General features: G+C 61.5%; 11 protein-coding genes. 3 read left to right on the top strand and 8 right to left on the bottom strand.

Annotation, left to right across the window (positions count from 1 at the left end):
- Positions 1-106: 106 nt before the first annotated feature.
- The 7 genes from NCT04_RS25165 to NCT04_RS25135 form a co-directional block, all read right to left on the bottom strand.
- A complete protein-coding gene (locus NCT04_RS25165) occupies positions 107-1,510 on the bottom strand; it encodes a sensor histidine kinase (RefSeq protein WP_250468207.1) in 1,404 nt (467 codons plus the stop codon).
- Complete coding sequence (locus NCT04_RS25160; protein WP_244830328.1) at positions 1,491-2,168, bottom strand: response regulator transcription factor; 678 nt, start codon at positions 2,166-2,168, stop codon at positions 1,491-1,493. Before NCT04_RS25160 ends, NCT04_RS25165 begins: the two co-directional genes overlap by 20 nt.
- Entirely contained in the window at positions 2,165-3,472 is a 1,308-nt protein-coding gene (locus NCT04_RS25155; RefSeq protein WP_250468206.1) for an MFS transporter, read from the bottom strand. The genes NCT04_RS25160 and NCT04_RS25155 overlap by 4 nt, the downstream gene beginning before the upstream one ends.
- 94 nt (positions 3,473-3,566) lie before the next feature.
- Complete coding sequence (locus tag NCT04_RS25150) at positions 3,567-4,556, bottom strand: quinone oxidoreductase family protein (protein WP_250468205.1); 990 nt, start codon at positions 4,554-4,556, stop codon at positions 3,567-3,569.
- Between the two features lie 35 nt (positions 4,557-4,591).
- Positions 4,592-5,584 carry an ABC transporter substrate-binding protein gene (locus tag NCT04_RS25145; RefSeq protein ID WP_250468204.1) on the bottom strand — a complete coding sequence of 331 codons (993 nt, stop codon included), beginning with the start codon at positions 5,582-5,584 and terminating at the stop codon, positions 4,592-4,594.
- Positions 5,585-5,734: 150 nt separating this feature from the next.
- Positions 5,735-6,865, bottom strand: coding sequence for an acyltransferase family protein (locus NCT04_RS25140; protein ID WP_250468203.1), 1,131 nt, complete (start codon positions 6,863-6,865; stop codon positions 5,735-5,737).
- A gap of 172 nt (positions 6,866-7,037) precedes the next feature.
- A complete protein-coding gene (locus NCT04_RS25135; protein WP_250468202.1) occupies positions 7,038-9,062 on the bottom strand; it encodes an acyltransferase family protein in 2,025 nt (674 codons plus the stop codon).
- Positions 9,063-9,576: 514 nt separating this feature from the next.
- On the opposite strand from NCT04_RS25135, the gene NCT04_RS25130 reads away from it, so the two are divergent.
- Positions 9,577-9,834, top strand: a complete 258-nt coding sequence (locus NCT04_RS25130) for a hypothetical protein (protein ID WP_244830318.1) — start codon at positions 9,577-9,579, stop codon at positions 9,832-9,834.
- 163 nt (positions 9,835-9,997) lie between these two features.
- On the opposite strand, the gene NCT04_RS25125 is transcribed toward NCT04_RS25130, so the two are convergent.
- A complete protein-coding gene (locus NCT04_RS25125) occupies positions 9,998-10,849 on the bottom strand; it encodes a LysR substrate-binding domain-containing protein (RefSeq protein ID WP_250468201.1) in 852 nt (283 codons plus the stop codon).
- Positions 10,850-10,887: 38 nt separating this feature from the next.
- Here NCT04_RS25125 and NCT04_RS25120 point away from each other — a divergent pair, with 38 nt between their 5' ends.
- Both NCT04_RS25120 and NCT04_RS25115 read left to right on the top strand, forming a co-directional pair.
- Entirely contained in the window at positions 10,888-11,856 is a 969-nt protein-coding gene (locus NCT04_RS25120) for a DMT family transporter (protein WP_350030040.1), read from the top strand.
- A gap of 98 nt (positions 11,857-11,954) precedes the next feature.
- Entirely contained in the window at positions 11,955-12,572 is a 618-nt protein-coding gene (locus NCT04_RS25115; protein WP_250468200.1) for a flavin reductase family protein, read from the top strand.
- Positions 12,573-12,731: the final 159 nt, after the last annotated feature.

The raw sequence follows: 12,731 nt of genomic DNA, 5'->3' as shown, positions 1-12,731 counted from the left end.
CGCGAGCGTTCGAGATGCGTAACGTTCCGCGAGCGGAAGACTGACGGACCGACGCCATGGAAAAGAGCGGCGCAGCCACAGGGCAGATTGTGCGATTCATGCCGAATTATACGGGGGTGCGTGCGAACGGCCGCCTCGGCTCCTGTTCGCGCGCCAGAACCACCTCCACCATTGCTCCCACGCCTCCTGGCGCGTCGTGGATCGCAACCACGCCGCCGTGCGCCCGCACGATCTCCTTGGCAATCGCGAGTCCAAGTCCGCTGCCTTCTTCTGCCGATGCCCGGAAGAACGGCTCGAAAACGCGCTCGCGCAACGTCGCCGGAATGCCCGGCCCTTCATCCACGACGCTGACGGTCACGTTCACGTGCGTTTCCTTGGCATCGACCGTGACGCGCGTGCCGCGCGGCGAGTAGCGTATGGCGTTATCGATGAGATTGGAAAACACGGCCGACAAGAGCGGCTCGCTTCCCGTCACGACGAGCGCACCTTCGAACGCTACAGCCAGTTCGATATCGCGCCGCCGCGCCACGAGCGCGAGCTTCTCGACGGCCAGCGTGATGACCGCGCGTAAGTCCACCGCCTCGCCTTCGTAAGCAGTGTAGTCGGCGGCTTCGGCTTGGGCGAGCATGAGAAGCTGATTGATCAGCGTCACCATCGCGCGGTTGCTTTGATGCATGGCAGTGAGCGTTTCCCTCACTTCGTCTAGACCGTGCTGGCGGCGCGCGTACTGAAGCTGCGACCCGAGCAGCGTAAGCGGCGTGCGTATCTGATGCGCGGCATCGGCGATGAACCGGCGCTGCGTCGCCGTTTGCCGTTCGATGACATCGAGCGATGCATTGAACGCCGTGACGAGTGGATGCAGTTCCACCGGAAGACCTGTCGCGTCGATTCGCTCCTTGCTCTTGAGCGGATGAACGGCCAAGCCGCTCGCGAGCTTCTCGAGTGGTCTCAACTCGAGTGCGAGCCCGGTGCAGATCAGGATCATGGCAACCGCGATGCTGCCGAGAATATAAGCAATCTGCGGCGTCCAGAGCGATGCAACCAGCGCGTCGCGGGCAACGAGCGTGCGGCCTATGGAGACGACCAGTTCGATGGTCTTGCCATTGTCGAACATGGCGCGCTTAAGCGATACGGCGCGAATGGGCGAGCCTGCCACCTGCGCGTCGTACCACTGCGGAGAGGCGCTCAGACGCATCCGCGGAAAGTCGGATGTTCCCGCGATCACCGCGCCGCCCGCGATCTCGATGCGATAGAACACTTGATCGCCTTCGGGCGTGCCGACGATCTGAATCGTGCTCGGCGATACCGAAGCCACCAGATCGTTGTCGTTCCAGCGCACATCGGCGGCCATCACGCGTGCTGCGGCAAGCAACGCCGCGTCCTGCAGCAGGTCGGCCGTGCGCCGCGCGTTCAAGTGCGTGGCCCATCCCGCGACGATCCCGAAGATCGTCGTCGGAACGATCAGCCAGATCAGGAGCCGCGCGCGCAGGCTATGCTTGCGGCTCTTCATGTTCCAGCAGATAGCCGAGCCCGCGCAACGTAATGATCGCAGCCGTGCTCTTTTCGATTTTCTTCCTGACCCGCGAGACGTAGATCTCGATGGCGTCGCCGCTCGGTGGCGCGTCGCGGTCGTTCAAGGCTTCGGCGAGCACGGCCTTCGAGACCGTCCGCCCGGTTTGCAGAATGAGCGCTTCGAGTACCGCGTGTTCGCGCGGCGTGAGCGACAGCGCGTCATCGCCGACGAAGAATTGCCGCCGGTCCATGTCGTAGAGCAAGGTGCCGCAGCGTAAGCGGTTCGAGCGCACCGGCGCGTGCCGCCGCGCAAGCGCCTTGATACGCGCGATCAGTTCGCGTTCGTCGAACGGCTTCACGACGTAATCGTCGGCGCCATCGGCCAGGCAAATTACCTTTTCGCCGATGTCGCCCGTGGCCGTTAGAACCAGCACGGGCGTGTCGTTGGCCTGGTCGCGCATGCGCCGCAGGACCGCCTTGCCCGACATGCCGGGCAGGTTGAGGTCGAGCAGCACGACGTCATAGCGCGTGCCGGCGAGCGCTGCTCCGGCGGTTTCGCCATCGGGCACATGCTCGACGAGGAAGCCCTCGTCGGTCAGCGTCTTGCTCAGCCAGTGCGCCAGCTGGCGGTTGTCTTCGATCAGCAGAAGTTTCATTGCTCCGGAACGCTTTGCCACCGGTATCCATTGCGGGCTTCGCGCGACCGGTAAAGGACGAGCGTCGCGATTGCGCCGCACAGCGCGGCCACGGCCATCCATGCGCCGGGCGCCGCCTTGTCGCCGGTGAAGTGGATCAGCGACGTCGATATGGCCGGCGTGAAGCCTCCCACCATCGTGGCGAGGCTGTACGCCATCGAAAAACCGGTCGTGCGCACGTTCGCCGGCATCAGCTCGGTGAGCGCGACCACCATCGCCCCGTTGTACCACGCATAGAGCACCGAGAGCCACAGTTCCACCGCGAGCAGGCGCTCGAACGACGGCGCCGCGACGAGCCATTGCATCGCCGGATACGAGGTCAGGATGGTCAGCGCGGTAAAGATGAGCAGGATGGGCCGCCTGCCGACGCGGTCGGACACGGCGCCGGAAATGGGCAGCCACACGAGGTTCGACACGCCCACGCAGACGGTGACGATAAGCGAATCGAGCGACGAAAGATGCAGCACCGATCGGCCGAAAGTGGGCGTGTAGGTCGTGATCAGATAGAACGACGCGGTCGTCATGATGACGAGCCCCATGCCCGCCACGATCAGCCCGGCGTTCTCGACCATCGACATCATGATCTCGCCCATGCTCGGATGATGCTTGCGCGCGGCGAACTCGTCGGTCTCGCGCAGCGTGCGGCGAATCATGAACAGGAACGGCACGATCAGGCAGCCGATCAGAAACGGGATACGCCAGCCCCATGCGTTGACGTCGGCGACCGGCATCAACTGATTCAGCAGCACGCCGAGCGAAGCCGCGAAGATCACCGCCACTTGCTGGCTGCCGGATTGCCACGAGCAGAAGAAGCCACGCTTGCCCGGCGTCGCGATCTCGGCGAGATAAACCGACACGCCGCCCAGTTCGACACCGGCCGAAAAGCCCTGCAGCAACCGCCCGATCAGCACGACGATGGGTGCCGCCACGCCAATCGACGCGTAGCCGGGAACGAACGCCACGCACGCGGTGCCCACGGCCATGAGCCATAGCGAGAGGATCAGGCCGCGACGACGCCCGTGGCGATCGACATACGCGCCGAGCACGAGCGCGCCGACCGGACGCATGACGAAGCCCGCGCCGAACACCGAGAGCGAGAGAAGCAGCGAGACGAACTCGTTATCCGAGGGAAAGAACGTGTGCGCAATCGCGCTCGCGTAATAAGCGTAGACGGTGAAGTCGAACATCTCGAGAAAGTTGCCGCTGACCACGCGGAACACTGATCGAAACGGCGATTCGGTACGGCCTTGAATAACGGATGCCATGAGGTCCCCTTCTGCAAAAGGACGAGTTGCGTCACCGGCGCGGCACTGCGAGCGCCGGAAGAAAAAAGTCATGCGATGCCTGTGAGTGAAGCGGTCAACCGATTTCCATGACCGCCTTACCGGACTGACGACGTTCTTCGAGCGCGGCATGCGCCGCCTCGACGTTATCCATCGTGTAGCGCCCGTTGATCTCCACGCGCAACGCGCCTTCGACGATGGCGGCGAAGATGTCGTCGGCACGTCGCTGCACGGTGGTCGCATCGGCGAGATGGTCGGCCAGGCGCGGGCGCGTGAGAAAGAGCGAACCGGCCTCGCCGAGTTCGTACGGATCGAGGTCGCGCATGGGACCGGTGACGGAGCCGTAGTTCACGATGAGTCCGCGCACACGCGCTGCCCGGAAGCTGTCGCGCAGGGTACTCTTGCCGACCGCGTCGAACACGACGTCGACGCCACGGCCGTCGGTCAACTCGCGGGTACGATCCGCGAAGCCGCCGTTCTCGTAGAGCAGCACGTGATCGGCGCCGCGCGCCTTTGCGATGGCCGCCTTGTCCGGGGTGCTCGTCGTCGCGAATACTTCCACGCCGCGCCGTTTTGCCAACTGCACGAGCAACTGGCCGATGCCGCCCGACGCCGCATGCACGAGGCAAGTCATTCCCGCTTCGAGCCTTGCCACGTCGTCGAGCAGATAGTGCGCGGTCGAACCCTGGAAGATCGACGCGGCCGCGACGTCATAAGCAATCGCGTCCGGAATGCGTGCGAGCCGCGCAGCGGGCACGATCGCATAGTCGGCGTAGGCGCCCCACGAGATGCACCACGCGACTCGGTCGCCCTTGCCGCACGAGGTCACGCCCGCGCCCACGGCAACCACTTCGCCCGCGCCTTCCATGCCGAGCGTGCATGGAATGCTCACGGGATAGGTCCGCGAATCGCGATACTTGCCTTGTCGCGTGTGAACGTCCATGAAGTTGATGCCGGCCGCGACGACGCGCACCAGCACTTCTCCCGCACGCGGCTTCGGAATCTCGATATCGACGCGCCGCAGCACTTCGGGTCCGCCGTACTCGTGAATTTGAATGGCTCGCATCGGCATGTCTCCATTGAAATGAAGGTCGCGGCGCGTCAGTGCGCGTCGGCGACGAAACGGTCGGTCCAGGTTCGCGTGAGATCGACGTGACGCGCCGATACCTCGGTATCGATGTCCGCAAGGGTCGCGAGCACGGTCGATGGCGCACTGGCGGGCATCCGGCCTGTCGAGGAGAACGCCGGCTTCATCACGGACAAGGCTTGGCGGTAGATTGCCGGGTCGTTGCCCTTGAGCGATGCCGGCATGGCGGCCTCGATATCGGCTTCGCTGTGTGTGCCGATGAAGCGCAGCGCGTCGAGCAACGCGTGCGCGAGCCGGCCGGTTTCATCCGGATGCGCGTCGATCCAGTCGCGCCGCATGTAAAGACAGGCACCGACGTATGGGCCGCCCAGCTGGCTTTGCGTATCGGCGACACTGCGTAAGTCGACGAGCGGCTTTGCCGCGCCGCGCGACAAGAGGCGCGTGGCGGTGGGCTCCTCGGTCATGACGGCATCGACGTCACCGCTCGAAAGCGCTTTGTCGAAGGCGGCTTCATTGGCCAGCGGAACGATGGTGTAGGCGTCGGGCGCGAGGCCGGCGCGCGTGGCGAGGTAGCGCGTGAGAAAGTAAGTCGATGAACCGAAGCCCGTGACGCCGAGGCGCCGGCCTTTGGCATCGGCCATGTTGCGCATGCCGTTCGTGCCAAGCTCGATGAGTCCGGCCGACTGCCCGAGAACGATGACCGACTGCACGTCCATGCCGCGGCTTTGAAGACCGATGGTGTGATCGTAGAAGCCCACCGCGCCTTCGATTGCGCCCGCGACCAGTTCGGTGGAAGTATCGATGCCGGCCGGCACGGACAGCACGCGCACGTCGAGCCCTTCCCTGCGGAAGTAGCCAAGCCGATCCGCGAGCACGACAGGCAGATAGATGAGCTTGGCCGCGCCGCCGGTCATGAGCCGGATCGGCTGCGCGAGGCTCACCTGAGCCACGCATGACGCGATCAGGCAAATGAGTGCGCGGCCAAGCGGTCCTGCACGACGCGGCATCGAAGTCTCCTTGTTATCTGGGCGCCTGTCGTCGCAGGCGTCGTGATGTCGAGGAGTATAAGAAACCGCGCCCTTCTGAATGCTTTCCGCGAAGCATCTCTTTTCTACGTAGTTTCCCGACGCGCGAACGGTATGCGATCGCGCGCGGCCTCAAACCGGATGCTGATCCGTTCGCATGCCGAGCTCGGTTACGCTCTCCTGAGTTTTGGAAGAGCGAATAAACCGTTTGGCGAGAAACGCGCGAATCGGCTCTTCTACGAACTTCGTCAGGAGCACCGCGCACACGATGGTAATCGCGCAAGTTGCCAGCATGGGCGCTACCGCATACTGGTTCGCTTTTCCGAAGTACATAAAGACCGCCTGCCCGATCGGATAGTGGATCAGATAAATCGGGTAGGAAATCCAGCCAAGAAAACGCGCGATATTGATATCCACCGCCGATGTGCAACGTACAGTCGATCCGAACGCCACCAGCCACGGCGCGACGCCGAAGATAACGAACATCGGGTAAATCCCGTGCAGCGACATGGGAAAGAAAAACAGAACGAGTACGAGCGTGAACAGAAAGTAAATATTGGCGAACGCGCGAGGTACGATCGCGGTCGCGATTCTCGTGATCGAATCTTTCTTGTTGTAGAGAAATACACCCACCAGGAAACCGAAGGCCACGCGGAAAAATCCGCCGTCGAACCGGCTGCCGGACCAGCCCTGCTCGAAATCGAACAGACCGTGGCCATGCAGGTCGATGGTCGTCAGCGCGCTCGTCGTCAGGAACGCCGCCGCGCTCAGAAGGATCATCTTGAATATCGAGCGCATTTGCAGCCTGACGATCAACACGAACGAAAGGCTGGCCACCATTTCGAAGAAGAGCGACCACGCGGGGGGATTACTGGGGAAAATGGGACCGCCCAGTTCGCCGATATATGGCGCGAGAAACGAGTTATAGAGCGTCGAAGAAATGATGTTCCCCGACGAGAAGTTCGTGAGCCCCTCGCGCCCCGCCTCGATGAAAACGGGTAGCCCGATCAGCAGCGAAAATATGAGCATCGGATAAAGCCGGATAATGCGTCTCTTTATATATTCCGCGTTGGTCATGCCGTTCTGCAACCGAGCGCCGTAAGAATGCGCGATGACAAAACCGCTCAGCACGAAAAATAAATCGACCGCTTCATAAGCGTTCCTGAAAAGCATTTCCTGACTGAGGTGGGAAATCATGACCGCGAGCGCGGCCACGCCCCTGAGGCCGTCCAGCGCCTCATATCTATTGTTGGTCTCTGCCATTAATCCCCCGCTGCCTTTTTTGTTAGGTTTGCGCGAATTTACCAATCGTGAAAATTTTGAAAAGTGCGGTGGAGTACGGTGTCCCGATACTCGTGCAGAACATAATCTTACGATTTTCTAATTTACCGAATCTATTTGTAATTATCCGCAGTCGAGGCTTAGCTCGTCTCTTCTAACGCGTAGCAATGGATTGCGCAAAGGCTTCACGGAACATCGGAACCAGGCGCTTGTTGCCGAATTCGCTCAGGTGATCCGCGTCGTAGTACAGCGGTCTCAGTTGCTGACTCGCCCAGCATCGCCCGTGATCGCAAAGGCGCGGCTTGGGATCGAGAAGTTTGATGCCGCATTGCGACGCCGCCGCTTCCTGCGCCATCCGCACGACATGGTTACGCCTGTCGTAGTCGTCGAGCGGAATGGACAGGTCGTTGGTGCCCCGCTTGAACATCAACTGACGCGACACGGCTTGCGGCACCTCGAATGGCATCTCCGGCACCGGCTGCACGAGATAGACCGGATGCGACTTCGCAATCAGACAAGCCGATGCCACGAGATGCTGCGCATACTCCGCGAGGAACGCGGGCGTCGGCGAATCGTACGGGCGCGAGAAATAGACCAGCGGATGGTGACTGAGTGCGCTGCCATCGATCGGACCCAACGCATAGTCCGACGTGCGATTGACGATCAAGACGGGGATGGCCGAGTCGATCGATGCCAGCTTGCGCAAGGCCCAAGCGTTGAAGTTGGCGCATTGCTCGTCGGCATCGCGCGAACCCGGGACCGCATGCTCACCGTAGATCGTCGGACAGCCCGAGTAACTCAGCTCCATGATCGAACCGTTGGGCAGTGCTTTCTGGACGGCGCTCACCATTGCATCGGCGTGGCTGTCGCCGAGCACGATCGCCCGAAGTGGACCACTGCCGAACGTACAAGCCGGCGATTTGCCTCCGGACGACGCGAGGCATTGGTCGCGCATCGGGCTGAAATCGAGTTGCTCGTTCGCGGCCATGTCCCACAACTCCGGCACGCGGTTGGGGACGTGCTGATATCGCGCGCCAATGGCGACGAGGGTCACGCCTACCATCGCCGTGCCCAGATACAGCAAGCGTGCGGGCTTCGTCGCGCGAGCGAGATATGCGCGCGTCGGCCGTTCGATGAGTTGATAAGACGCCTCGCCAAGCAGCACGGCCGCAACGATACCGCCCGCGATACTCATGGGATCGTGCAGACGATCGGAGTAGACCAGCAACACCGCGACCGGCCAGTGCCAAAGGTAGAGCGAATACGAACGCGTGCCGAGCCATTGCACGATGCCGTTGCCCGTGAACATGGAGCGCTGTCTCGATGCCGCGATGACCAACGCCGCGCCGAGCACGGGCACGATTGCAGAGCCGCCGGGCCAACTGAGGCTGGAATCGAAGCGCACGACCGCCAGCGCGATCAACGCAAGTCCGACGCCTTCGAGCACACGCGTGAGCGCGGCGGGCAACTTGCGCTGTCCGGCGTAAAGCCAGACCATGCCTCCGGCGAGCATTTCCCACGCGCGGCTTGGCAGGAGATAGAACGCGGCGTCGGGCCAGCGCCACGTGGCATAAATCGACCAACTCAGCGACGCCACGCCTGCAGCGGACAACAGCGCAATGACACCGGCTCTGCGCCGCCAGCGCCATGCGAATGCGGCTGCGAGCGGCAGCAACAGATAGAACTGCCATTCCACGGACAACGACCACGTGTGCAGGAGCCACTTCTCATGCGACGCCGAATCGAAATAGCCGGAGCGTCTCCAGAAAAGGACATTGGAAACGAACGTGAGCGCGGAGGCCGCGTTGAGCGAGAGCTCCCGATAATCGACATGCACGAGCCAGAACCAACCGACTCCGAGCAAGACTACGCACAACGCGATAAGCGGCGGCACGATACGCACCGCGCGCGACAGATAGAAATCGACCAGCGAGAAGCGGCCGCGCTCGAGCGCCGCGACGACGATTCCAGTCATCAGAAAGCCAGAAATGACGAAGAACACGTCGACACCGGCGAAGCCGCCGGAAAAACCCGGAATGCCGAAGTGAAAGAGGACGACGGGAAGCACTGCCCACGCGCGCAGGCCATTGATGTCGTAGCGGAACGCCGTGCGGACGGCGGATTCCGCGCGCCGTTCGCCAGCAAGGCCCGTCTCGGCGGGCATTCTCGTTGTTTGCATGGATTTGTTTTCTAAGGTCTGGATGGATCGAGGCGCGGTCTAAAGAATTACGGCGCCGCCTCCTTCAGCAATCGTAAGAACAATAACCGGGTTGTTTTGTTGCTTCCGCTGAAAACGATGTCGCTGGGTTCGTTAGCGCACCAGGAGTGTTCGCGACGTGCCAGCGGCACGCGGTTAGATAGGCCGCCAGCAAAGGGCCGAGCGGCGATGCGGTCCAAGTGTTCACCCTGAAAACGAAGAAAGCGTTGAGTTGTTCTCGCGCCACGACATGTTGTTTGTTCGATTATTCGCGGCACGCGGATGACCTCGCCCTGCCGACGTCACGCAAACGTCAATGGTTCAAACAAGAGTGTTAATCTCCCCGACGGTGGCTTGAAAGCATCAAGTCCCGTACTCGTTGACGCACAAGCGTTCGTCTCAATTCGACGCCGGGGTTCTCGGCACGCGGATTGCCTTAGACGCTTCCATGCCGCGGGATCTGCTCGCGGCCGACTATCAACATCAAGAGGACAATATGAAGATCGTAACTAAAGGCATTCTTGTCTCGGCACTGACGCTCGGCTTGTCGTGCGGCGCGTTCGCGCAAGGGAATGGCGCGGGCGAGCCGGGCAGCAACGGCGCGGGTCGGGGTGGCGTCGGCGTCGGTACGCCCAACGGCGACGGCGAAACCGGCTCGCCTTCGGGCCCGACCGGCAAGCACTCGACGTTTCCCAAGAAGCACTCGAAGGCCAAGAAGAGCAGCAGCACGACGACGAACGCCGCGCCGCAGTAAGGCGATTTAGTCGCGGATTCAATCGCGCATCGAGAATCAGGCGGGCATGCTCCTGTTGGCGCGTGCCCGTTCGCCGCTCAAGCCTCTGCTTTGAGAAGTCGAGCGCATGTCCAAGTACTTAAGGCGAAACCGACAACGCCCACGCCTCGAAGCCATCCCATTCCTAGAGCCGGAAATTCTCCCGGAGGGTGGCAATGAGCAAGTCGATCGCTTCGCTACCACGGCCGCCGGCATCCCGCATCAAAACCACTTCGTGGTCCACGACGCGCGGCAGCTTGTCCAAGACTCTCATCTCTTCGCTCACCCGCGCGCGGTCCAACAGCGTGACCGCAAGCCCGGATTCGACGCATGCCTTGATGGCCTGACTCGAAGCGCTATCGAGTATTACCCGCCATTTTCGCCCGGCGCGTTCCAGCGCATTGGTCATCGCTGCACGATACGGGCAAGGCTCGGCATAAAGAGCCAACGGAAGCGGACGGCTCTCGTCCAGCGTGAACGCCGCGCTTCCGACCCATACCGGCGTAGTCACTGTCAGCACCTCAGCGGGCCTGCTTGCCTTGATAGGCTGAACCAATAGCGCCACATCGAGCTTGCCCCGGCCCACCTGGTCACGAAGTTTGAGACTTGGCGCGGTCCTCACTTCGAGCACGACGTTGGGCCACATTGTCGAAAAGCCGGGGAGAATGTCGCGAATCACATGCGATGCATATTCATCCGGCACACCCAGCACGACCCTCCCCGCCAGCGCTTTCCCATGAAAATCCTGCAAAACACGGTCGTGCGCGTTTAGTAGCTCACTCGTACTGGAAAGTAACCGCTTGCCGAGCACGGTGAGCGTCACCGCCTGATTGTCCCGATCGAGCAAGCGGCCGCCAGCAATCGCTTCGAGGCGCTGAATGTGAATGCTGATCGCGGCCGGGCTCTTGTGCACGAACTCCGCTGCCGAGCGAAATTTGCCGAGTCGCGCTACCGCGTGAAACGTGCGCAACAGTTCGATGTCGAGGACCGCTTCCATGGTGGTTTAACCGAATTGAACGAGATGCTCAGTATATTTTGATTTTCGAATCGTCGCGCACTGTCTACGCTAGGTGCATGACCAAGCTCTCGACACCTTGCCCGACATCCCGCCCGCTCGCACTGCGGCCGCTGCGCTTGCCTTTACCGGCATTGGAAGCGTTGATGATCGTCGCGTGGAGCTCCGGCTTCGTCGGCATGCGCTTTTCCGCCGACTACGCACCAGTTTTCCTCGTGGTGTTATGGCGTTGCGCGGCGGTCTCGCTTTGCCTGCTTCCGTTCGTGGCGCGCGAAATCATGCGCACGCCGCCCGCCGTGTTACTGCGGCACGGCGTGATCGGCTTATTCGCGATGGCGGGCTATATCGCTGGCATCGGAAAGGGCATTGAACTCGGGGTATCGGCGGGACTTTCTGCGCTGATCGCAAACCTTCTGCCTGTCGGTACGGTGGTGATTTCGTCCGTGTTTTTCAGCGAGCGTAGTTCACGCCGGACGTGGCTTGGCATGGCGCTGGGCGTGGCAGGCGTGCTATTCGTCAGTCGCGATGCTTTTACACTTGGTTCTGCTCCTGTGTGGGCGTACGGCCTGCCGGTGGCAGGCATGGCGTCCTTGGCCGTGGCTACGGTGTGGCAGCAACGCGCGTCCGGTCGTCTTGGCTCGCTAAGTCTATTGGCCACCCTTTGGCTCCATTGCAGCGTGACGTGCGTGGTTTTTCTCGGCCTGCAGACATTTCAAGGAAGCATCGCGCCGGTTGCCACCACGGGATTCGCCGCCAGCGTGGTCTGGACGGCGCTCCTCTCCACGCTTGGCGGATATGGTCTGTACTGGTTATGTCTGAAGCGTTCGTCAGCGGCGAGAGTATCGAGCGTCCTTTTCTTGAGCCCATCGGTCACGCTCGTATGGGCATGGGCCATGTTCGGTGAACCACTTTCCTGGTCGATGCTTGCCGGAACCGTCGTGGCGGCGATGGGAATCGTCTTGATGACGCGAACGCCTGTGCCGAGTTGACGGTCGACATTTCACATGACGCTGAAACATGCCGCAGTCGACTGTCGCAAAATGACTTGAGCATCATCTGCTTGTCCCTTGACCCGAAGGAGGACACGATGGCTCAACGCATCTTCCAGACAATCGAACCGAAGATTCTTTACTTCGGCACACCGGTCGCTCTGATCAGCTCGCTCAACGAGGACGGCACGACCAATCTCGCGCCGATGTCGTCGTTCTGGGCGCTCGGCTGGACGCTCATGCTCGGCTTGCTGGACGAGACAAAGACGGCTGAAAATCTCGAACGGCATGCGGAATGCGTGATCAATCTTCCGTCGCCGGAAATGTGGAAGCAGGTCGAAAAACTCGCGCCTCTGACTGGAAAGAACCCCGTCCCCGAGTTGAAGAAAAAGCAATTTCGCTTCGAGAAGTGCAAGTTCGAGGAAGCGGGGTTCACTCAGCTCGCCAGTGATTGCGTGAAGCCTTACCGCGTTGCTGAGTGTCCCATGCATCTGGAGGCTCGCGTGCGTCACATTCACCGAATGGGCGGCGAGCAACTTCAAGCGCTTGGCGGTGGCGTCGCCGCAGAAGTCGAGATCGTTCGCGTGCATGCAGACGAAGCCTTCGTCAAGAACATGCACCATATCGATGCCAAAAAATGGTCACCGCTGGTCTATAACTTCCGCCACTACTTTAGACTCGCCGATCACGAACTCGGAAAGACGTTCAGAGCGTGAGGGTCGAGCAAGGAACTCAGCCGCGTATCCGAACGACGAGACCGCAGACTGATACTTTCTTGCATACACGCCAGCCATTGGCCGCTCTTTGAAGATTCGCGCGAGACACCGGTGCAAGGTCAATTCCTTTCGCGGAAGCCGGAAACCCACGCGCGGTCT

The sequence above is a fragment of the Caballeronia sp. GAFFF2 genome (assembly GCF_023631485.1).
Lineage (GTDB): Bacteria > Pseudomonadota > Gammaproteobacteria > Burkholderiales > Burkholderiaceae > Caballeronia.
This window is presented reverse-complemented; position numbering and strand designations above follow the sequence as displayed.

Coding starts and splice junctions, on each gene's coding strand:
- NCT04_RS25165 (WP_250468207.1), bottom strand. CDS start 1,510: ATGAAGAGCCGCAAGCATAGCCTGCGCGCGCGGCTCCTGATCTGGCTG.
- NCT04_RS25160 (WP_244830328.1), bottom strand. CDS start 2,168: ATGAAACTTCTGCTGATCGAAGACAACCGCCAGCTGGCGCACTGGCTG.
- NCT04_RS25155 (WP_250468206.1), bottom strand. CDS start 3,472: ATGGCATCCGTTATTCAAGGCCGTACCGAATCGCCGTTTCGATCAGTG.
- NCT04_RS25150 (WP_250468205.1), bottom strand. CDS start 4,556: ATGCGAGCCATTCAAATTCACGAGTACGGCGGACCCGAAGTGCTGCGG.
- NCT04_RS25145 (WP_250468204.1), bottom strand. CDS start 5,584: ATGCCGCGTCGTGCAGGACCGCTTGGCCGCGCACTCATTTGCCTGATC.
- NCT04_RS25140 (WP_250468203.1), bottom strand. CDS start 6,865: ATGGCAGAGACCAACAATAGATATGAGGCGCTGGACGGCCTCAGGGGC.
- NCT04_RS25135 (WP_250468202.1), bottom strand. CDS start 9,062: ATGCAAACAACGAGAATGCCCGCCGAGACGGGCCTTGCTGGCGAACGG.
- NCT04_RS25130 (WP_244830318.1), top strand. CDS start 9,577: ATGAAGATCGTAACTAAAGGCATTCTTGTCTCGGCACTGACGCTCGGC.
- NCT04_RS25125 (WP_250468201.1), bottom strand. CDS start 10,849: ATGGAAGCGGTCCTCGACATCGAACTGTTGCGCACGTTTCACGCGGTA.
- NCT04_RS25115 (WP_250468200.1), top strand. CDS start 11,955: ATGGCTCAACGCATCTTCCAGACAATCGAACCGAAGATTCTTTACTTC.